Annotated in this window: 21 protein-coding genes; 7 read left to right on the forward strand and 14 right to left on the reverse strand. The window is 39.9% G+C overall.

All coding sequences use genetic code 11. The features are described from left to right. Positions 1–101 precede the first annotated feature (101 nt). The gene (locus CSEC_RS05605) at positions 102–1,214 is read left to right on the forward strand and encodes a fatty acid desaturase family protein (protein ID WP_079977989.1); all 1,113 of its coding nucleotides are present in this window, start codon (positions 102–104) and stop codon (positions 1,212–1,214) included. Here CSEC_RS05605 and CSEC_RS05610 read toward each other — a convergent pair. From CSEC_RS05610 to nusB, 4 genes are read right to left on the reverse strand one after another with little or no spacing between them, the layout of a single operon-like run. Further along, positions 1,211–2,446 (reverse strand): bifunctional folylpolyglutamate synthase/dihydrofolate synthase, encoded by a 1,236-nt coding sequence (locus CSEC_RS05610; RefSeq protein WP_041017450.1) that lies wholly within the window; start codon positions 2,444–2,446, stop codon positions 1,211–1,213. The genes CSEC_RS05605 and CSEC_RS05610 overlap by 4 nt on opposite strands. After that, positions 2,421–3,257 (reverse strand): PHP domain-containing protein, encoded by an 837-nt coding sequence (locus tag CSEC_RS05615; RefSeq protein WP_053331816.1) that lies wholly within the window; start codon positions 3,255–3,257, stop codon positions 2,421–2,423. Before CSEC_RS05615 ends, CSEC_RS05610 begins: the two co-directional genes overlap by 26 nt. Next, positions 3,254–4,126, reverse strand: coding sequence for a UDP-N-acetylmuramate dehydrogenase (murB, locus tag CSEC_RS05620; RefSeq protein ID WP_041017551.1), 873 nt, complete (start codon positions 4,124–4,126; stop codon positions 3,254–3,256). The genes CSEC_RS05615 and murB overlap by 4 nt, the downstream gene beginning before the upstream one ends. 16 nt (positions 4,127–4,142) lie before the next feature. Further along, positions 4,143–4,631 (reverse strand): transcription antitermination factor NusB, encoded by a 489-nt coding sequence (gene nusB / locus CSEC_RS05625; protein WP_053331817.1) that lies wholly within the window; start codon positions 4,629–4,631, stop codon positions 4,143–4,145. 181 nt (positions 4,632–4,812) lie between these two features. Here nusB and CSEC_RS05630 point away from each other — a divergent pair, with 181 nt between their 5' ends. Then, positions 4,813–7,080, forward strand: a complete 2,268-nt coding sequence (locus CSEC_RS05630) for an aconitate hydratase (protein ID WP_041017451.1) — start codon at positions 4,813–4,815, stop codon at positions 7,078–7,080. A gap of 38 nt (positions 7,081–7,118) precedes the next feature. On the opposite strand, the gene CSEC_RS05635 is transcribed toward CSEC_RS05630, so the two are convergent. Next, positions 7,119–7,580 (reverse strand): hypothetical protein, encoded by a 462-nt coding sequence (locus tag CSEC_RS05635; protein WP_053331818.1) that lies wholly within the window; start codon positions 7,578–7,580, stop codon positions 7,119–7,121. A 412-nt stretch (positions 7,581–7,992) separates the two neighbouring features. On the opposite strand from CSEC_RS05635, the gene CSEC_RS05640 reads away from it, so the two are divergent. Next, positions 7,993–8,580, forward strand: coding sequence for a 3'-5' exonuclease (locus CSEC_RS05640; protein WP_041017452.1), 588 nt, complete (start codon positions 7,993–7,995; stop codon positions 8,578–8,580). Here the strand turns inward: CSEC_RS05640 and mnmM are convergent. Together mnmM and CSEC_RS05650 are read right to left on the reverse strand one after the other, a co-directional pair. Beyond that, positions 8,537–9,157, reverse strand: a complete 621-nt coding sequence (gene mnmM, locus CSEC_RS05645; RefSeq protein WP_041017453.1) for a tRNA 5-(aminomethyl)-2-thiouridylate-methyltransferase MnmM — start codon at positions 9,155–9,157, stop codon at positions 8,537–8,539. The two genes, CSEC_RS05640 and mnmM, sit on opposite strands and share 44 nt — an antisense overlap. A gap of 41 nt (positions 9,158–9,198) precedes the next feature. Then, the gene (locus CSEC_RS05650; RefSeq protein ID WP_041017454.1) at positions 9,199–10,650 is read right to left on the reverse strand and encodes a hypothetical protein; all 1,452 of its coding nucleotides are present in this window, start codon (positions 10,648–10,650) and stop codon (positions 9,199–9,201) included. Between the two features lie 217 nt (positions 10,651–10,867). Between CSEC_RS05650 and CSEC_RS05655 the strand changes: the two genes are divergently transcribed. Continuing rightward, positions 10,868–11,941, forward strand: a complete 1,074-nt coding sequence (locus CSEC_RS05655; protein WP_041017455.1) for a hypothetical protein — start codon at positions 10,868–10,870, stop codon at positions 11,939–11,941. A gap of 31 nt (positions 11,942–11,972) precedes the next feature. Here the strand turns inward: CSEC_RS05655 and CSEC_RS05660 are convergent, their stop codons facing one another. From CSEC_RS05660 to folP, 4 genes are all read right to left on the reverse strand, one after another. Continuing rightward, positions 11,973–12,704, reverse strand: a complete 732-nt coding sequence (locus CSEC_RS05660) for an RsmE family RNA methyltransferase (protein WP_053331819.1) — start codon at positions 12,702–12,704, stop codon at positions 11,973–11,975. 7 nt (positions 12,705–12,711) lie between these two features. After that, a complete protein-coding gene (locus CSEC_RS05665; RefSeq protein ID WP_237559211.1) occupies positions 12,712–13,941 on the reverse strand; it encodes a CdaR family protein in 1,230 nt (409 codons plus the stop codon). 33 nt (positions 13,942–13,974) lie between these two features. Continuing rightward, positions 13,975–14,691 carry a diadenylate cyclase CdaA gene (gene cdaA, locus CSEC_RS05670; RefSeq protein WP_053331837.1) on the reverse strand — a complete coding sequence of 239 codons (717 nt, stop codon included), beginning with the start codon at positions 14,689–14,691 and terminating at the stop codon, positions 13,975–13,977. 106 nt (positions 14,692–14,797) lie between these two features. Next, a complete protein-coding gene (gene folP / locus CSEC_RS05675; protein ID WP_041017555.1) occupies positions 14,798–15,592 on the reverse strand; it encodes a dihydropteroate synthase in 795 nt (264 codons plus the stop codon). Positions 15,593–15,689: 97 nt separating this feature from the next. Between folP and CSEC_RS05680 the strand changes: the two genes are divergently transcribed. The 3 genes from CSEC_RS05680 (at position 15,690) to CSEC_RS05690 (ending at position 19,832) form a co-directional block, all read left to right on the forward strand. Then, positions 15,690–17,072: a cytochrome ubiquinol oxidase subunit I gene (locus tag CSEC_RS05680; RefSeq protein WP_041017458.1), complete on the forward strand. Its 1,383-nt coding sequence runs from the start codon at positions 15,690–15,692 to the stop codon at positions 17,070–17,072. Further along, entirely contained in the window at positions 17,072–18,103 is a 1,032-nt protein-coding gene (gene cydB / locus CSEC_RS05685) for a cytochrome d ubiquinol oxidase subunit II (RefSeq protein WP_041017459.1), read from the forward strand. The genes CSEC_RS05680 and cydB overlap by 1 nt, the downstream gene beginning before the upstream one ends. A 103-nt stretch (positions 18,104–18,206) precedes the next feature. Beyond that, a complete protein-coding gene (locus CSEC_RS05690) occupies positions 18,207–19,832 on the forward strand; it encodes an alpha/beta hydrolase family protein (RefSeq protein ID WP_041017460.1) in 1,626 nt (541 codons plus the stop codon). Between the two features lie 128 nt (positions 19,833–19,960). Here CSEC_RS05690 and CSEC_RS05695 read toward each other — a convergent pair whose 3' ends face one another. From CSEC_RS05695 to CSEC_RS05705, 3 genes are all read right to left on the reverse strand, one after another. Continuing rightward, positions 19,961–21,349: an alanine/glycine:cation symporter family protein gene (locus CSEC_RS05695; protein WP_237559212.1), complete on the reverse strand. Its 1,389-nt coding sequence runs from the start codon at positions 21,347–21,349 to the stop codon at positions 19,961–19,963. 27 nt (positions 21,350–21,376) lie between these two features. After that, positions 21,377–22,738 (reverse strand): alanine/glycine:cation symporter family protein, encoded by a 1,362-nt coding sequence (locus CSEC_RS05700; protein ID WP_154017636.1) that lies wholly within the window; start codon positions 22,736–22,738, stop codon positions 21,377–21,379. Between the two features lie 251 nt (positions 22,739–22,989). Next, positions 22,990–23,673, reverse strand: a complete 684-nt coding sequence (locus CSEC_RS05705; RefSeq protein ID WP_041017462.1) for an MIP/aquaporin family protein — start codon at positions 23,671–23,673, stop codon at positions 22,990–22,992. Positions 23,674–23,734 lie beyond the last annotated feature (61 nt).

Raw genomic sequence — 23,734 nt, forward strand, 5'->3', positions numbered from 1 at the left:
ATTTTTTTGTTAAGAAGTTAAAATATCAATTATTTATTTTAACAATGCATTGATCAAAAAATGAAAATTTTAAATAATAGTCTCAAGGGGGGCTTTTACTCATGACTCTTAATTTAACGACTGAAAATGAGAGACTTGAATCAAAACCTGCCAAGATCTCTTTCCAAAAATATAAAGAAGAAGATTTCTTTCCCGTTGTCAAAGAAAGGGTTGAAAGTTACTTTAACCGCTTTGACATTTCGCAAAAAGGAGACTCTCTTCTCTATATAAAAGTGTTCTTTATCGCTTTGCTTTATTTAGGTTCTTACTTCTCTCTTTTGTTTGGGCACTTGGGTTTAGCCGGCATAATGCTTGCCTATTCTCTAATTGGGATCTCCAAAGGGCTTCTTGGCTTTAATATTATCCATGATGCTCTTCATGGAGCTTTTTTTAGAAGCCCGAAGGCCAATCGCTTTATCGGATACTGGTTTGATTTTAACGGCACGAGTTCCTATATCTGGAAAATCACCCATAACGTAATGCATCATACTTTTACAAACATTCCAGGTCATGATTATGATATTGATAAAGCGACCCTTCTAAGACTCTCTCCGCGTGATGAACTTTTATGGTTCCACCGCTATCAACACATTTATAGTCCTATTCTTTACTCGCTTATCTGTCTTAACTGGGTTCTTTATTCAGATTATCTTTGGTTTTTTAAAAGCCTCAAAACAAAAACTGTTTCTTTGAAAGAAGCGGCTCTTTTCTTTAGCTTAAAGGCCCTAAATTTATTTTTCTTTCTTATTTTGCCGCTGCTTATTTTAGAAAATCCCTTCTGGCAAATCATAATTGGGTATGTCTGCATGCATATTGCGGCGGGGTTTATGATTTCAATTGTTTTTCAGCTAGGTCATATCGTAGAGGGAGTCGTTTATTTATCACCCGATGAAGAAGGAAAAATGGCTAATAACTGGGCAAAGCATGAGCTTTTAACCACTTCTAATTTTGCGACCAACAATCGATTATTAACAGCCGCCATCGGCGGGCTTAATTTTCAGATAGAACACCATTTATTCCCCTATATCAGCCATATTCACTATCGTGAAATTAGTAAAATTGTTCGTCAAACGGCTGAAGAATTCAATATCCCCTATAACGAAGTTGGAACGTTTAGAGAAGCTATTCAATCTCACTTTAGGACACTTAAAAAACTGGGGTCGGGTAAAATCTAGGAATTAACCCTTCTTTCATTCATATCTATAAAGTCAATTTCCTCTTGAATGCCAAGGGCTCTTCTTGCTTCTGCCATTATAAAAAAAGTGCCTGTAATCAAAAGAAGGGATCGAAGAGAATTTGCAGTTTTAAGACCCTCCAGGACACCCTCTTTAATAGTGGCATGCGTTCTAATTCGGTCTTCACATACTCCGAGTTGAAGCAGTTTTTGCTTTAAATTTTCCCGATTTTCTCCCCTTCCGTTTGTAGCTTCTATAAAGTGGAAGCTTGAGGCTTCATTCTTAACGATTTCTAAACAGCTTATTTGGTCTTTTTCTTTTCCCATACCCATTATGAGGGTAATTGGGATCGGGCCAAATTCTTTTCTTATCATTTGAAATAAAGCCGTCAATCCCCCGGGGTTATGTCCCACATCAAAGATAATCGGGTAAGCCAACTCTTTATAATAAAGCTTTTCCATACGGCAAGAGGGCCTAACCATAAGACCTGCTTCAATCGCCTCTTTTGGCAAACTCATGGCTTCCATAGCCTTCTTGCTTGTGGCATTATTTTCTTCATCATAAGAGGAAAATTGGCCTTCCACTTTATGAAAAGGGGCATTTTTGTTTAATGCTATTTTTTCAAATAAAGAATGAGGAAGCTTTGGCCCGACTACAATGGGGGTATTTTCTTTAATGATGCCGGCTTTCTCTTGAGCGATAGCTTCAATAGTGCTGCCAAGCGTTTCTGTATGGTCTAAACTAATCGAGGTTACAATGCTGATAATCGGACTTAATACGTTTGTAGCATCAAGTCTTCCACCTAGCCCTGTTTCAATGACCGCATAATCTACTTTTTTTTTAGCAAAGTAAGTCAATCCAAGAAGGGTTGTAATCTCAAAATACGTCGACCCTTCAGCGACACTCATAATTTCACTTAAAAGACTTTCGACTTCTTCTTTTGAGATCATTTCCCCATCGACTCGAATTCTTTCACGGTAAGTTGAAATATGGGGAGAAGTAAATAGCCCTACTTTTTTACCCATCGATTCGAGGGCTTTTGCGATTTTTAAGCAAACCGATCCTTTTCCATTTGTGCCGGCCACATGAATGGTTTTATAAGATTTTTCAGGGTTGCCAAGCTTTTTTAAAGCAAGCTCCATTCTCTTTAACCCAAGATGCATCCCCTTACTGGTATTGATAGAAAAAAGCTCTTTTAACCATTCTTCATAGCTTTTTTTGATTAGCGTCATAGCGCATCCTTAATTTTTCAAACACGTCATGTTCTGTAAAAGAAGCTCCAAGCTGTATTGAGGGCTTATTAGCTCCATGGAAATCAGAGCCCCCCGTTAAAAGCCAATTTTTTCTCTTTCCTATTTTTAACCATCGAAGAGACTGGCTAGGATTGAAATTTGCATACCTTGCTTCAATTCCATCAAAATCCATGTTCAGAAGGTCAAGAAGCACTTGATTATTCCGAATCAGTTGAGGGTGTGCGATGATTGCAACTCCATTAATTTCTTTAATAAGATCTAAGGTTTCTTGCACGCTTGGAGCCAGGCTTTCAACATAACAATCTCTTTGATCCCCAAGAAAGCGATCAAACGCTTCTTTGATAGTTTTAACAACGCCCTTATTGACTAAACCTTGCGCTAAATGCGGACGTCCCGGAATTCCTTGAAAAGGCACATCTTCCAAGGTTAATGGAATTCCTCTCTCATTTAACTTTTTTAACATGGCAAAAAAACGCTCCTCTCTTCTTTTCTTATGCAAATCAATAAATTGATTAAGGCTCGCCTCTTGCAAATTAAAGCCATAAGCTAAGATATGAACGCTTTCTTTTAAATGGGTGGTTGAAAACTCGATCCCTGAAATTAAAGGAAATCCTTTTTGTTCGGCGTAATGTACGGCTTTCTCATAGGCCCGGGTAGTGTCATGATCTGTAATGGAAAGGCCTTTTAAACCGCTTTGGATAGCTAAATCAATAATTTCTTCAGGGCTGACAGTTCCATCTGAGGCAGTTGTATGGCAATGAAGATCATATCGAAAATGTTCATCGCTCATAGATTTAAAAAACCGTCTTTCGAAATAAAGCAAACTTCTTTTTTTAGAGTATGACCTGTTTTTTCTTTAACGGTCTCAGAAACATGTTCTATAAGCATTTTAATATCTTTTGAGGTGGCGCCCCCCTTGTTGACGATAAAATTTGCGTGAACAAGTGACACTTCAGCCCCTCCGATCTTTGCCCCTTTTAATCCGCTTGCTTCAATTAAAGCGCCGGCTTTCGCGTTAACCGGGTTTCTAAAAACACAGCCGGCAGAACAATCTTTTAAAGGTTGGGTATTTTTTCGGTAATGGATAAGCTCGATTTGTCTTTTTCGAGCCTCTTCTGATTTGAAAAGTTTAAAAGTGGCGCTCACAAGAGCCCCTTTCATCTCTTGAAAAGGCGAGTGGCGATAGGAAAATTGAAGCTCGCCCCTGTCAAATTGTCTTAAGGTGCCGTCTTGAAACAGATAGTTACAGCTCTCTAAGAAATCTTTCGTCTCTAACCCGTTTGAACCTGCATTCATATAGATAGCCCCCCCGACTGTTCCAGGAATGCCTGAGGCAAATTCAAGCCCGCTTAAGTTATTTTTGGCTGTAAAAGTTCCAAGCCAGGAAAAACTAAGCCCCGCTCCGACTTCTACTTTTGTCTCATTTAAATTGCAAAATTCAATTTTGTTATGAATCACAAGGCCTGAGAACCCTTCATCATCAAAGATGCAGTTAGACCCTTTGCCTAAGATAAAAAAAGGAAGCTGTCTTTCTTTCGCAAACTGAAGAGCTTCTCTTAATTCTTCGATGGTGCCGACTTTGATATAATAGCGGGCTTCTCCTCCCACTTTCATTGTGGAAAAAGCTTTCAAACAAACATTTTCAGTAATTTTGTCCAAAAACCACCTCGGTCTTTCACGCTTCAGGTTCTTTAGGCTCGAAGCTTTCATTCATTTTTGTCAGGGATTCTTCTATACCTTCTCCCTCTGTCGGCACGCCAAGTTTCTTCTTATAGATAGCATCCAAAACCGCATTCACAAATAAAGAAGATTCAGGAGTGCTAAATTTTCTTGCCAGTCTAATGCCTTCTGCTATGGCTACTTTTTCGGGTATAGTATCATCAAATAGAATTTCATACGCGCAAAGTCTTAAAATATTTCTTTCAACTTTTTGTATTCTATCAAATGAAAACGTCCGGCTTGTGCTGCCAATAGCTTCATCTAAGGAAACTTTGGATTGGTTAATCAACCTAGCACGATCAAAAGCTTCGCGGACTGATTTTTTGGAAACTGAGAGCATCTCCATGATAAGTTTTAATAGCTCTTCTTCATTATTGAAATCGGTTTCTAATGAAAAAAGGGCCTGGAATACAATTTCTCTAAATTTTTGATGTGGGAGGGACACGGGCTTAAATCTCTTTTTGGGAATAATCTTTTAAGAAAATATGTAAACAGAATAGCAAAAATCCTCTTTAGAGCCAAGTTTCGATTTTGACTTCCGGAAGCCGTTCCTGCAAAAGATTAGTTTTAAATAAAAAATTTATCTTTTATGATGGGATAAAAAATCAGAATTAAGGACGTCTTATATGCTTTTTGACTGGGATAAAATAGAAGTAATTTATAAGAATTTCCCTGAAAAAATCGCCTATGCTAGAAGTCTTTTAAAGCGCCCCCTCACCTTAACTGAAAAAATTCTTTACGCCCACTTAGCTGAAAAACTCAAAACTCCTCCCGAGCGAGGCAAGTCCTACACTGAATTTTACCCTGATCGTGTGGCCATGCAAGACGCCACAGCTCAAATGGCCCTTTTGCAATTTATGGGTGCCGGAAAAAAAACAACCCACGTTCCGACAACCGTCCATTGCGATCATTTGATCCAGGCCGAAATGGGCGCCAAAGAAGATCTTGAACGTGCTGAAGATGAAAGCTTTGAAGTATTCGATTTCCTGCAAACCGTGTCAAGTAAGTATGGGATCGGTTTTTGGAAGCCGGGAGCCGGCATCATCCATCAAGTGGTCCTGGAAAACTATGCATTTCCTGGCGGCATGATGATCGGGACGGATTCGCATACGCCGAACGCCGGAGGCCTTGGAATGCTTGCGATTGGCGTTGGCGGCGCTGACGCCGTTGATGTGATGGCAGGAATGACCTGGGAGCTTAAATTCCCTCGCATTATCGGGGTTCATCTAAAAGGTAAGTTTTCAGGATGGACCTCTGCAAAAGATGTGATTTTAAAACTCGCCGGCATTCTAACAGTCAAGGGCGGAACAGGCGCCATCATTGAATACTTTGGAGAAGGGACAAGCACTCTTTCATGCACAGGAAAAGGAACTATATGCAATATGGGTGCTGAAATTGGAGCCACCACTTCCATTTTTCCCTTTGATAGCCGCATGTTTGATTATTTAAAAGCCACCGGCAGAGAAAAAATTGCAATCGGGGCGGATAGAATAAAAGAACACTTAACCCAGGACAAAGAAGTCCTCTTAAATCCGGATTCTTTTTATGATGAAATCATTGAAATTGATTTGTCCAACCTAGAACCTTATGTTAATGGCCCATACTCTCCGGATAAAGCTTGGAAAATTTCCGAATTAAAGGAAGCTGTTAAAAAACATGGGTATCCGGAGAAAATATCAGTCGCTCTAATAGGCTCTTGCACAAATTCAAGTTATGAAGATATCGATAGGGCGGCAAGCATCGCAAAAGAAGCCTCTAAAAAAGGTTTAAAAGCTAAATCCCCTCTCACAATTACTCCTGGATCAGAACAAATAAGAGCCACGATTGAGAGGGATGGTCTATTACAAGCTCTTGAAGATATTGGAGGGCTTGTTTTAGCTAACGCTTGCGGCCCTTGCATCGGCCAGTGGAAGCGTCATGATGTGGCTTATGGCGAAAAAAACTCCATTCTAACCTCCTATAACCGTAATTTTTCGGGAAGAAATGATGCCAATCCGGGAACCCACTCTTTTGTGGCAAGCCCGGAAATTGTGATTGCCCTTTCGCTTGCCGGTAAATTATCATTTAACCCTCTTGTAGATACATTGAAAGATAAAGAGGGCAATGAAATTAAACTTTCGCCCCCTTTTGGAAAAGAACTTCCTGAGAAGGGATTTACATCCGGCGAATCGGGCTACATTGCCCCTGCTAAAGATGGAGAGCAAGTCCATGTGTCTATTCAATCGAAAAGTGAACGCTTACAGGAACTTACACCTTTTGAGCCTTGGGACGGCGAGGAATTGAGAAACCTGAAAATCCTTGCAAAAGTCAAAGGCAAATGCACAACAGACCATATTTCCCCGGCCGGCAAGTGGCTTCAATATCGAGGTCATTTGGATAATATATCTAACAATCTCTTTATAGGGGCCGAGAACGCGTTTAGAAAAGAAATAGGCTCAGGTTTTAATCAAATCACCCATGAAATCATGCCCTTCTCAGCCATGGCGAGATCTTACAGGAACCATGGGATAGGCTGGATTGTGATCGGAGATGAAAATTACGGCGAGGGCTCCTCAAGAGAGCACGCTGCCATGGAGCCGCGGTATCTCGGCGGAAAGGCAATCATTGTTAAAAGTTTTGCAAGAATTCACGAAACTAATTTGAAAAAGCAAGGGATGCTCGCTTTAACTTTCAAGAATCCGGAAGATTATGAGAAAATCAGAGAAGACGATACGGCAGATATTTTAGGGCTTAAAACTTTTGCTCCAAATAAGCCTTTGACGCTTGTTCTCCATCACTCCGACGGGACAAAAGATGACATTCTTCTCTCTCATTCTTTTAATGAAGGTCAGATTGAATGGTTTAAGGCTGGCGGAGCTCTAAACCTTATCGCTAAAAAAGCTTCTAAAAAATAGGCTGAAGCTCTAAGGAATAGCCTTTTTAAGGCTATTCTTTAGCTTGCTTTTTGTAATTTAGAAACACCCGTCATCATATTTTCAACCATGAGAGGCTCAAATCGATTACCGATATAGGAGCATCTTAGAACGATTTCAATTCCCGGATCACTCTCTACTTGCTTATGATTTAAATAAATCCGCCTTAAGCAGTTATTTGAATCAAAGCAAAGAACAAATTCTATCCACCCCTCATTAAAATAAAAAGAGACAAGTGTCTTGTCCCTAAAAAATTCTACGCAGGTCGCATTTTGGAAGACAGCTTCCGCCACTTGCCTTGGCATATACTTTGAAAGCGATGTTACATAGAATGCCGGGTTGGATAAAACATTAAGCAGTTCTGAGAAAGAAAGAAAATTAGAAACTTGTATTCCTAGAGTTCCTGCAACCTCTTCTGGGAGGGCGACGGGGTACCATATCCTGGCAATTAGCCTGGATAGGCGATATATTGCTTTGACCATATCAAACGTATTGTGATTCCCAAGGGGAAATTAAAGTTTTGAGCTCGTTTTCACTAAAGGGTATTCCTTTAAGAAAACCTGAGTTAGCAATCCTTCAAGATTTACGAGGATTTTGCCTTTTCTTAGCGGTCCTCACCTTCAAAAGTGAGTTCTCTTAAGTCTTAGGTTAAATCGGTCTTAACAAAAAGATAATGGACTCGCCTTAAATATTTCAAGCCCCATTTTACCAAAGCCTCTTCAATTTGCATATAAAAATCTTTAAGAATCAATTAAATAAAACTTTTTTTATATATTATTGAATTAGCTCTACATTTATTGTATGTTTTAGATTTTTAAGCTCTTGCAAATTGAATTATCAATCTGCTAAATTCAAATGATTCATCCACCCTAGCTTATAAATTATATCCCCGGCATGAAAGGTATTTTTCTTGATATTGAAACGACAGGCCTGAATCCTTTAAGGCATAAACCGATTGAAATCGCTTTCGAAATCGTTGATTTTTCCAAAAATAAACGTATTTCCAGTTATCAAACGGTCATAAAACAGCCTCGGCTTGTTTGGGAAACAAAAGACCCTGCAAGCCTTGAAATCAATGGATTTACCTTTAATGAAGTATCAAAAGGAAAGGATACAGGGCAAGTAAGCCTAGAAATTGAGTCTATTTTTAAGGATTTAGGGATTGAAAGAGCAAGCGATGCCTTTATCTGTCAAAACCCTGCCTTTGATCGAACTTTTTTTTCTCAAATTGTTGAAATAAGAAAGCAAGAAGAGCTTAAATGGCCTTATCACTGGTTCGATTTAGCTTCAATGTTTTTTGGAATTCAAGTTTTGGACTCTTTAAAAAAGAATCAATCCTTTCCTCAAAAATTGCCCTTATCTAAAAATAGTATCGCCGAAAGCCTTAATCTGCCAAAAGAGGGGTCTCCTCATAGGGCAAAAGCCGGAGTCACACATCTTATGTTGTGCTATCAGGCGCTTTTTGGCATTTCTTTTGGATGAAATAGACAACCGGCGCTTTTAGCCGATTAACAAATTCATGGCGGGTAATTGAAAAAGTATCCTTGGGGCAAATCTTAAGAAACTCATAGACCGCTTTTTCTTCCTCAGCCCCTTCTTCATGGCCCGGATAACAAGTGAGAGAGACCATCCCACCTGGAGCAATTAAAGAAAGTGCGCTTTCAAGACTGTCAAGGGTTGTTTTTCTCATGGTAGTCTTAAGTTTATCCCCTCCCGGCAAAAACCCCAGATTATAAACAATAAGGACTACGGGATGATTAAATTGAAAATCCTCAAAACGGTCATGGCTTGCTTTAAAAAAAACGACACTCTCCTCCAGCCACCCGGGCTCCTCGGAATCAAAATGCTCTTTAGCCTTTTCAAGTGCCAAATCTTGAATATCAAAAGCATAAAGCTTGGCATCGCTTTGATTTTTTCGAATAAGCCTGTAAAGAAAAAGCGCATCCTTGCCATTGCCTAAGGTAGCGTCAATAACAGAGCCTTCTTGATCTAAAATCTTTTCCCAAAAAGGTCTAACAAAGTCTAGGTGTGTTTGAAATAAAGGAAAGTCTTTTCGCATGATTTTTTTAGATTAAAATATAATCGATAAGGAAATGATTATCAATCTTCCATAACTTCGTAAGGGAATTCTAGGGTATCGTAAAGAGTAGCAAGCCTTTCTGCCATATCAGGAGACTGGCCCCTTGGAACGTGGATTTCTACTTTATCTGTCATTGTCCAGCTGTCTAAATGATCTTTTCTGCTTGCAAGTTCGGTTACTTGTTCCATCGCAACTTGGGGAGGCCCGCCTTTTGGATCCTTGTGGATATACCTCACTCTTTGAGTGACAGTTATTCCCCCATCCTCTGAAAAGAAATAATTGATTTGCTTACCTTCATGGTCAATTGCAATAAAGCGGAGTTCTTTAGAGACATCTCCATCTTTGGGGGCTAACGCTTTGTTGATCTCCTCATGTTTATAGAGCATGACCCTCGCTCTTGCAGTTCCGAGATAAAAAGATTGAGCATTTGCAAACATCAGTCTCGCCGCATCTTTTTGTCTTCGATTGCCTTTAGAGAGCTTTTCAAAAATACGCTGCAGGCCTGAGTCGAGTCTTCCTTCAAAAGAATTAAGAGAGAGAGGCTCGTCTTTTTCATCATTAAGATCAGGCAGCAGAGATTCGAAAATTCCTAGAATTTCATTATGAAAACGCTCTTCTACGGTTGTTTCAAGCTCTTTTTTATCTCTTCGGATTTCTGATACGGACGCTTTTTCTTTTATCTGGCCTTGACCTGAACTGAGGAGTTGTTTTGTTCTTTCAACTTGTTCATCTGTCGGCTTGCAAGCGTCTGCAATTTGATGCAAATAAACATTTACCCTATCTAGCTCCAGTTTCTTTCGTTCTTCAACCTCTTTCTCATCTGTCAGGGCGGTAAGGTCTCTACGATCAAGACCGGCTGTTGCAAATATGTCAGGATCTCTTGAAGACGCAAGCTCAATGAAACCTGAGGTGATATGTCTAAATATATCCGGGCCGACAGAATTGGTTTTAACAAAATCACCATCAATATGTCTTAGTTGCAAGGTTAGTTTTTCCCGATAATCGGCATCTTGCAGTCCAAGCTCGTGTATGACAATCTCAGACCTTAATTTTTTAACTTCCGACTCATCTGTGCCTTTTGTTAAGGCAAGGCAAATGTCATCCAAGGACTTTACAAAACGCTCTTTTTGTACGTGATCAGGCTTTCCACCCACTTTCAGAACGTTAGCTTTATAAAACTTATAAGTTTTCTTAGCTTCTTTATCAAGGGTGACAGCTTTTGGGTTTTTTACATGAGCGCTGATGTTAGTTAACACCCTAATCGTTTTTTCATTAGCTTTGATAATTTCAGAAGAATCCATCTCTTTAAATGTTTTCTTAACAATTGCGCCATCTTCTTCGCTTAAGGTAACCACTTCCCCGTTTTTTGGCGGCGTCAAAGATTTTAGCGCTCGTACCTGGGTGGAACTTTTTTCGTCTCTTTGAGCCGGATATTTGTCGGGATCATAAATGGGCAATTCTGATGATAACATAATAAAGCCCCTGTGAAATTATTAGGTATTTTTTACTTTGATTATATAATTTCAAATATTTAAAAAACAATACTTTAAAAATTGTAATATTATTATTAGAAATCGTTTTTGTCATAAAATTATAATTTCCATAAAGTGACATTAAGTTTACTTATATTAATCTTATATCTTTTGTATTCCAATAACTTAAACCTCTAGATAAACAGGCAGGTTTGCTATGTCAAGTCCGGATATTGCGCTACAACCCATAAGTAACTTAAATTATGGTTTTATAGCTTTAAATGAAGCGTTTGCAGGAGAGCCCATTAATTTAGATGAAGTCAGAGGAGATGCGGCTGTCGGGTTAGCTACAACAAATTCATCCGTTCAAGAGATAGCAAGCAATACTCTAAAAAAGATCTTTGAAACCGACGCTACAAGAGCAAAACAGATTCAAGAGTTGGAAAGTAGCTCTAAAATTTGTTCTCTTTGCAGGACAGGCGGTGCCATCTTCACTGGTGCTTCTCCAATCCTAGGATATTTTTGCGATGCTCTGGTACAGATCCTCCAAAAAGATGAGAAAGATGGAACCGAAGAAGATGCGTATTGGGGGACCCAGCTTGGCATTATAATTGTTGCGGGAACAGCTTGCGTGATATCCGCTATAACTTCTGTAATTTTTCAATTTACGCTTAGTCGAAAACAATCCAAGCGAAAAGAATTACTTAAACTTACAGAGCATGACAAAAGCGCTCTTGTTAAATTGACGGCAGTGCTTGAAGGGATCGGACAATTATGGAAGCTTCGTAAAGAAAATGAAGAAGAAAAGACTAATCTTGAGCCTTTGATTTCCGATCTTTTCGAGAATTTAAAAGGATTGCCCAAAAAGCTTGATGATAAGCCTCTTCCATCAGCTGAGCTTTTAGCTTCGGTTATTATTGATAATCTACCCGAGGATCATCCTATACGCCGGTCTCTTCGCAGCATTGCCATTCAAGAAAGAAATGTTGAAGAAAGCGATAGCGATAGCGATGAGTTTGGAAAACGAAATCAATCTTTTGAAAATAAGGGTCAAAAAAATGCTCGAGGTTCTCAGCTTCTTGAACCTGAAGATGTTTTAAATTATAAATCCCCTGAAAAAAGGCTTGAACTTGAATGGCAAACCCTCAAGCAATACATGGGAGGTTTGCATGTTTCCCATCTTTTATTTACCCGAGATGAAGACAATGAAGTCATCCAATTAGACAATGCGTTCAATTCTTACCAGGATATGGACTTTTTTAACCCGGACCGGATCTCCGAGGAAGTTTAACACTCGATTACCACTCCGACGTATAAAAAAACTACTGGAAAGGTTTTTGCTTTAGCAAAAGATAATGATGAAAAAGCGTCAGGGCTGAAAGCGGGGCGGTATCTGTTCTTAAAATATTTTTATGAAGAGCTACCCCCTTTCCCTTCTCTTGCAAAAAAGCTTCTTCCCTACTTGAAAAGCCGCTTTCAGGGCCGATGGCAATAGCCCAAGAAGTTTCCAAAGAGGCTTTTTCAAGCTCTTTAAGTAGCGGAGGAGCCTCTTTTCGTGTGTCCCCAAAAAAAATCTGAGCCTCTACATTTAGAGCTTCTTCAATACCGGAACAAAAGGTTATTTTCGGAAGATAAAGCCTTCCGCATTGCTTAATGGCCGAAAGTAAAATATGGGAAGCGCGGTCCATTTGATTTTTAGAAAAACCTACTTTCTCGCTTAAATCCCCGGAAAATAGTCGGATTTCATCCATTCCAAGCTCAGTTCCCTTTTCTAAAATGGTATCCAAACGATTCATTTTTGGAAGAGCTTGAATAAGGATTAAATTAAGGGCAGGTTTTTCTTGATGGACGAGTCGATCGACTCTTAAAACAGCCTTTTTCTTATCAAGTTCGGTTAAGGTGGCTTCCGCAAGGTCTCCCCTGCCATTAATAATTTCTGCTTTTTCACCAATCCGGAGTCTAAGCACATTTAAATGACGCCTTTCTTCCTCGCCCAAGAAAAGTTCTTGATCGGAAGATAGGGTTTCATCTGAAAAAAAGCGATATACCGGCATAAAGGACTTACTTCACAATAATTTCATGATCCCCAAGAACAGGCTCTAAGTTAAGTCTTTGAGTTGGTGTGCTCCAGAGCGTAAGCCTGTCTCGGTATCTTTTAAAGCGGTTCCTTAAAAGCTGCTCCCGCTTCTTTGAGAGGGATGGAGGTTGGAAATTCTGTCTTGCGCTATTCGAGAGCATAAAAGCCACATAGGTATTTTCAAGAGCCTTTGGGTCTACAAGTCCTGAAGACCACTCTAAAACATCTCTTTCAGTCCTTGGACTCGCAATTAAAACGACTTCAAGATAATTTCTAATCACTTCAAGAAATTGTCGGCTGACATCTTTTACGTAAAGCGGGACTGTCAATAAAGGCAAATCATTCACAATATCAACTTTTGCGCTTTTAACTAGACTATAGGTTGATGGATTGATTAAATTGCTATACTCTAAAGGATAAAAAACTCGTAAAGGAAGATCTTTTTCCAAAGCAAGGGCATCTTTTTTAAGGAATTCGACTTGAAGAAATTCAGCCTCAGGGTCATTAATTTCTTCAAGGACATTATTTCTAAATCCGATCATCACCTTTTTCCATTCGGGGGGAATTAAAAAGGAAACTTCGTCTTTCCCTTGATTTTTTTGAACAAGAGTTAAACCATCCAAATCTTGTTTTGTAATTTTGTTTAGGTCCAAAACAAGTTTTAGCCCTTTTAACTTTAACCTTTGAATTTCCTCTGCGGGCCCGGTCAATGTTTGGAATAAAGTTTCCGGCCAAACATCCAGAAATTCGTAGCCCTCAGGCGCATTTTGAGAATTGACCATGATACGAATAGGGACATCCGCTGTCATAATCGGAGTTAAATTAATGACAAAATCATTATGCTGCACCTGCGTAATGTGATGTGCAAGATCGATTGCCGGATTTAAACTCACAAGATTTTTTTTCCCTATTCTCGCAATCCAGCTATCATGATCTATCGAGGAGGCATCAATAACGACCTCTAAATCCCCCGGCTCAAGCTCTTGGATTACTTCTCTTGAGCCTGATAAAATTAGAGAAATTCTCTTTTTTAACATCCCGTTTGGAAGAAGGCCGGCGATGGTTTTATCAGAAGGTAAATTAATAATTTTAATCGGAACATTCGGGATAGTCTTGGTATCCGTTATGGAATGATTAACGTAAAGCCAAAGCACTATTGCCGTGATGAATGAAAGAAGCTTTCTTTGCCAGTTCCTCAGGAAAAAACCACTCATGAACCCCTCCATTGTTTAATCCAGCTAATCGCGTCAATACCGGTGTCCATGCTGGATTTCGGGGGGGGTAAAAATACTTCTAATAATCCCTTTGAAACGATCTATTTTAACGCCTCTTGTCATAATACCATCTCTTGCAATAGAAACTTTTCCGGTTTCTTCCGAGACAACAATAATAAGCGCATCCGCAAGCTGGCTCATTCCAAGGCCAGCTCTATGCCTTGTTCCCATAGACTTTGACAATTGAGTACTATCATCAGCTAATGGAAGAATGGTGGCTGCCGATAAAATCTCAGTTCCTCTTATGATAACCGCGCCATCATGAAGAGGAGTAGAGGGAATAAAAACCGTTTCTAAAAGTTCGGGAGAAAATTTAGCGTTTAAAAGAACCGCTTTATTGGCATATTCATCCAGAGAATCCTGGTTTTCCAAGACAATTAAAGCGCCATACCTTTTTTCCGACATACGGTAAACGGAATAGGCAATCCCCTCAAGAAACCTGTCAAACTCAGTGACTTCTTGGTATTTTTTTCCTTTTACGCTTAATTTTGAAAGCGCGATTCTAAGCTCCGGCTGAAATAAAATAAGGAGCGCGATCACTGCGACATTGACAAAGTAGAACATTAGCTTTTGAATTACCGGCAATTGCATCCAATTGGCAAGTGTGAATACAGCCAAAAACGCCATTAAACCGAAAATCAAATCCATTGCCCTTGTATTCCAAAAAAAGGAAAGCAAGTAGTAAATCATAATGGATATGATGCCGATTTCAAGAGCCGGAATAAAAAGTGTAAAAAGTTCTAGCACAGTTTCCTCCAAAGCGTAAGAGCGTTTAAGTCATTAAAAGCTTAAAATTTTACAAATTCGGTTTGATAACGTTAAGGACTGCCATAGCATCTTTGTGAGATGCCACATCATGAACCCTTATATAATCAGCCCCGTTTAAGGCTGCAAAACAATGCAAAGCCAAAGTGGCTGACTCAAGCTCAACGGTTGGCTTTTGTAATAATTTGCTTAAAAATGACTTTCTTGATGCCCCTATGAAAAGGGGTACTCCCAGGCTTTTAAACTTCTGCAAATTTTGTATGATTTCAACATTATGAGCAACCGTTTTTCCAAAACCGATACCAGGGTCCAAAATGAGGTTCTCTTTTGATATCCCTTTCAATATTAGGTGTTTAATTTTATCTTCAAACCAATCCATCAAATGCGGCAAAACCCCTTCCCTATAGCTTGGATTTTGCTGCATGTTTTCCGGAAGCCCTTGCATATGCATACAAATGATCTTTGCGTTAAATTGCTTAGCCACCCCAATCATTTCGTCATTTGAAAAGCCTTGGATGTCATTTAAAATAACGGCTCCATTTTCAAGCGCTTCTTTGGCCACTTTCGGCTTTCTTGTATCTATGGAAATCGGAATTTTAAGCTTTGATTTTAAAGCTTTTATAACTGGAATAACACGGGCAAGCTCCTCTTCTTCGCTTACAGGAAGAGCAAAAGGCCTTGTGGACTCTCCTCCGATATCTAAAATGTCCGCACCTTGAGACTCCAATTGAAGCCCTCTTAATACCGCTTCATTTTCATTAAAATATTTTCCCCCGTCATAAAAAGAATCCGGGGTGACATTTAAAATTCCGACTATTTTTGCCATCAAAAAACCTAAAAATATTTCTTGGAAAGATAATAACTGTTGACGTCTAAAAAAAGAATCTATTTTCTTAGAGCTTTCTAATAAAGGAGAGATAAAGATGGATGTTGAAATGCTAGCCCGCATCCAATTTGCCTTAACGATCACTTTTCACTATATCTATCCGCCTTTAAGTATTGGGCTCGGGCTTTTTTTATGCCTAGTGGAAGGCACCTATCTAAAAACAAGAAAACCTATCTATCGGGATATCGCCGCTTTCTGGACAAAAGTCTTTGCTTTGACTTTTGCAATTGGAGTTGCAACCGGCATTGTCATGGAATTTGAATTCGGAACCAATTGGGCTGTTTATTCCCGATATGTTGGGGATGTCTTTGGAAGCGCTCTTGCGGCAGAAGGCATTTTTGCTTTCTTTTTAGAATCCGGATTTTTAGCGCTTCTTCTCTTCGGATGGAATAGAATAGGCCCAAAACTTCACTTTTTTTCGACTGTCATGGTCTGCCTTGGAGCCCATTTTAGTGCTATCTGGATAGTCGTGGCAAATTCTTGGATGCAAACTCCGGCGGGTTTTCATATAGTTGGGGAAGGTCTTGCGGCAAGAGCTGAAATCACCGATTTCTGGACCATGGTGTTCAACCCATCTTCTGTTGTTCGTCTTCTCCACGTCGTTTTTGGCTGCTGGCTTGCAGGCGCTTTTTTAGTTATAAGCATTTCGGCTTGGTATTTGTTAAAGAACAGGCATAAGCAATTTTCTCTTATATCAATGCGTTATGCCCTTTGGATTTCTCTTGTCGCCATTATTTTACAAATAGCCACAGGGCATTTCAGCGGTCAAATAGTCGCCAAATACCAACCCGCAAAACTTGCCGCTTTTGAAGGGCTTTATCAAACCCAAAAGGGCGCGCCTTTAACTCTTTTTGGAGTCGTTAATCCAAAAGAGGAAAGAGTGGATTTTGCCATACAAATTCCAAAATTATTGAGTTTTTTATCGTTTGATGATTTTAATGCTGAAGTCATGGGGCTTGATCAGGTTCCGCCAAAAGATAGGCCTAATTCCCCCTTGCTTTTCATCACCTTTAGAATGATGCTGGGCACAGGTTTCTTAATGCTTTTTGCCTCCGTCATTGGCCTATACTATCTTTATAGACACAAGCTTGAAGAGAAACGAGTTTTTCTTTGGATGCTTGTGCTTTCAGTTCTCTTGCCGCAAATCGGAAATCAGGTAGGCTGGATTTCAGCAGAAGTGGGTAGATACCCCTGGATTGTCAACGGACATCTTCGCATTTCAGAAGGGCTTTCAAGAACTGTTACTCAAAATATGGTGCTTGGCTCAATCATCATGTTTTTAACTGTTTATGTATTCCTCTTTATTCTATTTATTTATCTTCTTAACGAGAAAATAAAACATGGTCCTCATGATATTTTCCATGATGAAGGGTCGACGCCCTATCACCATTTAAAAGAATTTGTGGACGAGGTGAGTTAATGAACTTCATTTTTGAAAATCTAGAATTTGTCTGGTTTACTATCTTTGTATTTTTATTAACCGGTTATGCCATTCTCGACGGGTTTGATCTAGGCGTTGGCATGCTGCACCTTTTTTCGAAAGAGGATATCGAAAGACGAATCATGCTTAATTCCATAGGCCCACTATGGGACGGCAATGAAGTTTGGCTTGTAACGGCAGCAGGCGCCCTTTTTGCCGGTTTTCCGGGCATCTATGCCACCCTTTGCTCGGCTTTTTATATCCCCATTATGATTTTGCTATCTGGCCTTATTTTTAGAGCCGTCGCCATTGAATTTAGAAGTAAACGTCCTATGGCTTGGTGGCGCTGGATGTGGGATATATTGTTTTCCTTAGCGAGCCTTATCATCGCTTTTACCTTGGGAATTGTTCTCGGCAATATGGTTACAGGCATTCCTCTAGACGCGAAAGGGGATTTTATCGGAGATTTTTGGACAATGGTACACCCTTATTCCATTATGGCAGCCATTTTTACAACAAGTCTTTTCCTTATGCACGGCTCCATTTTCCTTATGATGAAAACAGAAGGGGCCTTTCATGAAAAAATGCGTAATTTGGTAAACCCATGCATCATTTTTTTTATCATGTGCTACGCCATTGTGACTATGGCAACCTTAATTTATTATCCTCATATGACAGAAGCCATCAAAGAGAGGCCCTACATTTTTTTAGTAGCTCTTGTCAATATGTTTGCTATCGCTAATATCCCAAGAGAAATCAATTTAGGCAGAGATGGATTTGCTTTTCTATCATCAAGCTTAAATATCATCTGTCTTGTCGCTCTTTTTGGAATCGGCAGCTACCCTGATATCATAAGAGCTCCTAACGACCCCGCTAACAGCCTAACCATTTGGAATTCAGCTTCTTCTGAATATACACTTTCCATCTTGCTCCTCATTGCGGCTATTGGAGCACCTTTGGTAATTGCCTATACAATCCTTATTTATTATATCTTCCACGGAAAAGTCAGGTTAGATGCTACCAGCTATTAGATTTTAATATATTTAATATAATTTACTAAGGAAAACAAACAAGTTTATCTTTTGTTTCTTTAGATGCTATAATTAAATTATATTTTTATTGAGAGGATGATTTATGGATAAATCCAGCCCTCTCGGCGGCGTTCCTAAGTGGGCAAAAATTTTAGGTGATGAAGCAGGCCAGCCTCTTATCCAACGGGATAAAGAGGCCTTAAAAGAAACGGATGCAGTTAAAATTTCTGAAACTTCAGAGCTAAGTGAAGAGCAGATTAAGCATCTTAAAAGCCAGGAATTGAAATCTCTTGCGTCAAGAATTGGACTAACTGCTGTTGCAATTCTCACATCCCCTGCTATCCTGGCTGTTGGTGGCGTTCTGTTACTGTCAAAATTTCTGACAAGCAAAGAAGAAATCAGTCCGTTTGATAAAGCTCTATCCTCACTTCTTTTACCGGCTGCCGGTAGCAAAAATTTCCCGCCGAAACCTATGGAAGATTCCCATACTCGATATTTTCAACTCCAAGGAGTTAAAAATAAAGCAGGCGAAGTAACTCTTGATGGGATTGTTCATCTAGCCGATTCAATGGATCCTAAAATTGCTGTTAAAATGCCCTGTGTGGTTCTTTTTTGCCCGAACATGGGTTGTATGGAACAGATGACTGACCAAGCCTATGAATATAATCTCAAAGGCTTTAACGTTGTTGTGTTTAATTATCGCGGGGTTAATGAAAGCAAAGGCAGAGTCTTAACCGGTAAAGATTTAGAAGATGACGGAGAAACTGTTGTCAGAACACTTTTGGAAAAAGGTTTGTCTATTGGAGATGATAAAGAACCTCTTTTGCTCAAACCTGATGTTTCTGATCTTATTCTAGACGGAGCCTCCCTTGGTGGTGCGGTGGCAGCAAGTGTTGGAGAAAAATTTCCCTCCGCAACTCTTGCTACAAGTAGAACCTTTACCTCATGGGTAGATGCCGCAGCGGGGCTTATAAGTCAATTTACAAACCCGATCTTTGGAAAGATTGCAAAAGTTTATCTTTCTATTGGAGATGAAACTAAACTTGAGACCTTAGCTTCCTTGAAAGGACGGTTGGCGAAGGAGCATAATTTAACTTTTATTGAATCAGCCGGATTAAAAGGGGACGGCCTTATTTCCGAAGACTCAAAGCTAAGTGAAGAAACAGTAAAAAAAGCCATACCTGAGTTGTCGCCTAAAGTTCAATTTGAAACCCATATTAGACGAAAAGGAGGGGAAGCGAGAGAAGATCTTTATCACCATAATAGTGAAATTTCTCTAAATGAAAGGTCGCATCTCTATACAAAGATTGTTGAACCTCATTCAAAAACAATTAGGCTGCTTCAAAAAGCATCTTCTATCGGAACAAATCTAGAGGGAAACATCAATTTGGTCTTAACTCAAAGAGTAAGAGATAGGTCGACGTTATTAAGGTTAGTGCGTGAAAATGACTTCCATCTTCCTCATAAAGCCCTCAATGAAAATCTAATCAATTTATTAAACTCTATCCAGTCAGACACCCCCTATTTAGAAGAAATTGAAGAAGTAGTGAGGGGTTTTAACTTAGAAGGTTTGGTGAAAGCCATAGATAGGGCTCATGAAATGGAAAAGGATCCTTTAAATGAAATGAACTTAGAGACTATTCAAGAAGGAGCCGCCTACCTTGAAGCCATCGCCGAAAATATCATTAAATTAGAAAGAAAAATTGATGAGCTCAAGAAGCCTCAATAAAAATAGTAATCTTATATTTTATCGTAAAGATAGCCAAACCTAGGGTTGGCAAGCCACGGAAAAGGAATGTTATTAAAAACTTATAGATGCTTCTTTAGAAAATCTTACATAAAGTAGGCCACTTTTATTCAGCTAAGTTCCTGTTTCTTTTCCTTCTTAAGCAATTCTATGAAATGCTTAGTTTCTTCCTTTACAACAGGGGATAAAGCAAGCAGGGCTATTAAGTTTGGAAACGCCATCAAACCATTAAAGATATCTGAAATTTTCCAAACGAGGTCAAGCTCAAGAACTGCCCCCGGAATGACAATCAAAGTAAAAAGAATACGGTAAAAAGGAACTGATTTATCTCCGAAAAGATACTCGCAGCACTTTTCGCCATAGTAAGCCCATCCGACCAGAGTTGTAAAAGCAAAAAGTATAAGGCCGAAAGTCACAATATAGCCGCCCCAGGGAAAGACCGATGAAAAAGCAGCCATAGTAAGAGAGGCGCCTGTGACAGCTTTCCCCCCTTCCCCTGTCATTCCAAGAACATTTGTCACCCCAAGGACAAGGCCGGTTACCGTACACATCACAATCGTTGCAAGAAAGCACCCCGTCATAGAAACAAGAGCTTGCCTCCCGGGTACATCGGTTTGAGCGGCAGCTGCCGCAATGGACGCCGTTCCAAGGCCTGCTTCGCTTGTCATTAGCCCTCGGCTAATTCCCATCTGGAAGGCAAGAATAATGGTGGAACCTAAAAATCCGCCAACCGCTGCTTGGCCGGTAAAAGCCGTTTTGAAAATGGTTGCAAGAACGCCTGGAATTAAATAAAATTTAGCTCCTAAAATAATTAAAGCCCCGCCAATGTAGATAAAAGCCATCATAGGAACGAGAAAAGAAGCCACTTTTCCAATGCTTTTGATCCCGCCAAGAATGGTAAGGCCTGTAAAGGCCGCGACTAATATTCCTGTATAAAGAGGACTTACGGAAAAAGTCCCATACATCACATCTGCAACAGAGTTAGCTTGCAGCATATTACCGCCGCCAAAAGCTGCAATGGCTCCAAAAAAGGCAAAAGAAATAGAAAGCCATTTCCAGCCGAGAGCATACTCAATAAAATACATGGGACCGCCGCACATTTCCCCTTTGCTATCGGTAGTTCTATATTTTACCGCTAGAATAGATTCCGCATACCTTGTGGCCATTCCAATAAGGGCTGTAACCCACATCCAAAAAAGAGCGCCAAGGCCGCCTGTCACAACAGCTGTTGAAATACCGGCGATATTTCCAATACCGATTGTGGCAGCAAGAGCTGTCATAAGAGACTCAAAGTTTGAAATATCCCCTTTTTCTCCCTTATATTGCTTATTGGAGACGACAAGCTTGAAAGCATAGCCTAGGTAGCGGAACTGGATTCCTTTAAGTAAAAAAGTTAAGTAGATACCGATGCCGACTATCAAAAGTAGAAGAGGAAAACTCCAAACAATAGCGTAAACCTTATCTAAAAACCCGGCAATCCAGGAGGACATTTCTGTCATAGTTCGTTCCTTAAAAATACTTACTTTTTATGCTTTTCCGGATTTTATCAAGGCAATGAACTCATCGGTTCTTTTCCCGATAACACGGGATAAAAGTACGAGAGCAATTAAGTTGGGTATGGCCATAAGGCCATTCGCGATATCAGCGAGCGTCCAAACCGTTTCCATTTTAAGAATAGCACCCGGAATGACCGCGAGTGTAAATAAAATGCGGAAAGGAAGTACGGATTTTTCACCAAAAAGATACTCAAAACATTTTTCCCCATAATAAGCCCAAGCAATCACTGTGGAAAAAGCAAAAAGGAAAAGGCCGATCGCAACGATATATTCCCCCCCTTTTAAATTAGTTGAGAAGGCTGTGACTGCAAGGCTTGCTCCATTTAAGGTTTTTCCTGTACTGTCTGCAAGTCCCTGAACCCCTGAAAGGGCGATTACAAAACCTGTAATCGTACAAACAATCAAAGTTGAAATAAGCGCTCCCACCATAGTGATTAAAGCTTGTCTTGCCGGATAGTCTGTTTTAGCGGCTGCTGCTGCAATCGAAGAAATTCCAAGCCCGGCTTCATTTGAAAAAATACTTCTTGTCACTCCAAGCTGAATTGCCATCATGGTCGTGGCTCCAGCAAAACCGCCAAAGGCTGCTTGGCCGCTAAAAGCGGATTTAAAGATAAGAGAGAGGACAGCCGGAATTTTTTCATACTGAAGACCAACCACAATAAGGCCTCCAACTACATAAAAAATAGCCATAACAGGAACTAGAATCCCTGACACATGACCAATTGATTTTACGCCGCCTAAAATCACAAGAGCGGTTAAAACGGCAATCGCAATCCCAACTACAACAGGATGGATGTCCCATATCATATTAACCGACTCGACAATAGAATTGACTTGAACTAAATTACCTGTTCCAAAAGCTGCGATGACCCCAAAAATAGAAAATAAAACCGCCATCCATTTCCATCCAAGCCCCCTTTCGATATACTCCATTGGGCCGCCGATCATCTCTCCTCTTTTGTCGAGCTCGCGATACTCAACGGCAAGCAAGGATTCGGAATACTTTGTAGCCATTCCGACAATAGCTGTCACCCACATCCAAAATAGGGAGCCGAGACCTCCAATTGCAATAGCTGTTGCAACCCCCACAATGGATCCTGTTCCAATAGCTCCTGCAAGCGAGGTCATCAACGCTTCAAAATGGCTGATATCCCCTTGGCTTCTTTTCGAGGATTTAGAGAGGACTTCTTTGATTCCGAAAAAGAGATACCTGAACTGGATGCCTTTCAAAATAAACGTTAGGTAAAATCCGGTTCCAAAAAGCAAAATCAAAAGAGGCAAGGACCATACCCAATCTTTGATTTGCACGAGTATTTCTTCAATATTCATCATCACTTCAATTCCGATTCTGCTTAAATTTTGTCCAAGTAAAAACTTTTAAATTGACTTCTCAAAACGGTAACATTTTAGTCTCTTACCTGAATTAGCGCAAAAGAAATTGACATTCTTAAATTTTATTTTTTGAAAGGAAAATTTCTAAACAGGAGGGTTTTTAATAAAATTAATTGTAGAATTATATTTTAACAATAAAAAGCCGAAGAAATTCTTCGGCTTTAAACTATCAATCAGAGTTTAATAAAACTTTATACTTTTTGGCTTTTTCCTAAGTAAACGTTGCTATATAGAACGCCCGCAATCAACCCCCCTAGAATGGGGCCGATCCAATACACTAATTGATCTGACCAAGTCGAGCTGATAAGAGCCGGTCCAAAGGCTCTTGCCGGATTCATGGCGGCGCCTGTGATCCCTCCAAAAGCTATAATATCAAAAAGAATTACAAGCCCGATTCCAAAACCTGCGATAGCCTTGAAAGTTCCTCTTGGGTCAATAGCGGTTGCGTAAACTGTAAAAACTAAAAAGAAAGTTAGAATAGCTTCCGTAAATACGCCAACCCAAAAGCTAATTCCAGGCCCAAGTTGCGGAGTTCCAAGTTTTGCAACCTTTGCCACTTCAGTTGGGAAAATAAGGGTTAGGCAAATAGCTGCTAAAATTGCGCCGCCAACTTGAAATAAAATTTCAAGAGCCGCTGTTTTGGCATCAATTTTACCGCCAATTAAAAGACCTAGAGTTACAGCCGGATTAATCTTTCCTCCGGAAATTGGAGCGACAGCTGAAATCATAACCGCAAGAGCTAAGCCATGAGCGACAGCGATCCCAAGCAAGCCAACTCCCCCGTTTGTCATCTCATTTAAGCAGATAGAGCCGGCGCCAATAAAAGTAAGGGCAAAAGTTCCAATTAGTTCTGATAATAGCCAAGGTAAATTCATGAATCGCCTCCAAAATAAAAAAATTTTTACCTAAAGGCAACATAGGGAAAGGTCCTTTTTT

Origin of the sequence: Criblamydia sequanensis CRIB-18 (genome assembly GCF_000750955.1) — a bacterium.
Classification (GTDB): domain Bacteria; phylum Chlamydiota; class Chlamydiia; order Chlamydiales; family Criblamydiaceae; genus Criblamydia; species Criblamydia sequanensis.

Excerpts from the sequence above, each read along its gene's own strand:
- mnmM (WP_041017453.1), bottom strand. The coding sequence starts at position 9,157 with ATGCGAAAAGACTTTCCTTTATTTCAAACACACCTAGACTTTGTTAGA.
- CSEC_RS05610 (WP_041017450.1), bottom strand. The coding sequence starts at position 2,446 with ATGACGCTAATCAAAAAAAGCTATGAAGAATGGTTAAAAGAGCTTTTT.
- CSEC_RS05615 (WP_053331816.1), bottom strand. The coding sequence starts at position 3,257 with ATGAGCGATGAACATTTTCGATATGATCTTCATTGCCATACAACTGCC.
- CSEC_RS05640 (WP_041017452.1), top strand. The coding sequence starts at position 7,993 with ATGAAAGGTATTTTTCTTGATATTGAAACGACAGGCCTGAATCCTTTA.
- CSEC_RS05705 (WP_041017462.1), bottom strand. The coding sequence starts at position 23,673 with ATGAATTTACCTTGGCTATTATCAGAACTAATTGGAACTTTTGCCCTT.
- cydB (WP_041017459.1), top strand. The coding sequence starts at position 17,072 with ATGAACTTCATTTTTGAAAATCTAGAATTTGTCTGGTTTACTATCTTT.
- CSEC_RS05605 (WP_079977989.1), top strand. The coding sequence starts at position 102 with ATGACTCTTAATTTAACGACTGAAAATGAGAGACTTGAATCAAAACCT.
- CSEC_RS05655 (WP_041017455.1), top strand. The coding sequence starts at position 10,868 with ATGTCAAGTCCGGATATTGCGCTACAACCCATAAGTAACTTAAATTAT.
- cdaA (WP_053331837.1), bottom strand. The coding sequence starts at position 14,691 with ATGATTTACTACTTGCTTTCCTTTTTTTGGAATACAAGGGCAATGGAT.
- CSEC_RS05650 (WP_041017454.1), bottom strand. The coding sequence starts at position 10,650 with ATGTTATCATCAGAATTGCCCATTTATGATCCCGACAAATATCCGGCT.
- CSEC_RS05700 (WP_154017636.1), bottom strand. The coding sequence starts at position 22,738 with ATGATGAATATTGAAGAAATACTCGTGCAAATCAAAGATTGGGTATGG.
- CSEC_RS05630 (WP_041017451.1), top strand. The coding sequence starts at position 4,813 with ATGCTTTTTGACTGGGATAAAATAGAAGTAATTTATAAGAATTTCCCT.
- folP (WP_041017555.1), bottom strand. The coding sequence starts at position 15,592 with ATGGCAAAAATAGTCGGAATTTTAAATGTCACCCCGGATTCTTTTTAT.
- CSEC_RS05665 (WP_237559211.1), bottom strand. The coding sequence starts at position 13,941 with ATGAGTGGTTTTTTCCTGAGGAACTGGCAAAGAAAGCTTCTTTCATTC.
- CSEC_RS05690 (WP_041017460.1), top strand. The coding sequence starts at position 18,207 with ATGGATAAATCCAGCCCTCTCGGCGGCGTTCCTAAGTGGGCAAAAATT.
- CSEC_RS05660 (WP_053331819.1), bottom strand. The coding sequence starts at position 12,704 with ATGCCGGTATATCGCTTTTTTTCAGATGAAACCCTATCTTCCGATCAA.
- CSEC_RS05635 (WP_053331818.1), bottom strand. The coding sequence starts at position 7,580 with ATGGTCAAAGCAATATATCGCCTATCCAGGCTAATTGCCAGGATATGG.
- CSEC_RS05680 (WP_041017458.1), top strand. The coding sequence starts at position 15,690 with ATGGATGTTGAAATGCTAGCCCGCATCCAATTTGCCTTAACGATCACT.
- CSEC_RS05695 (WP_237559212.1), bottom strand. The coding sequence starts at position 21,349 with ATGACAGAAATGTCCTCCTGGATTGCCGGGTTTTTAGATAAGGTTTAC.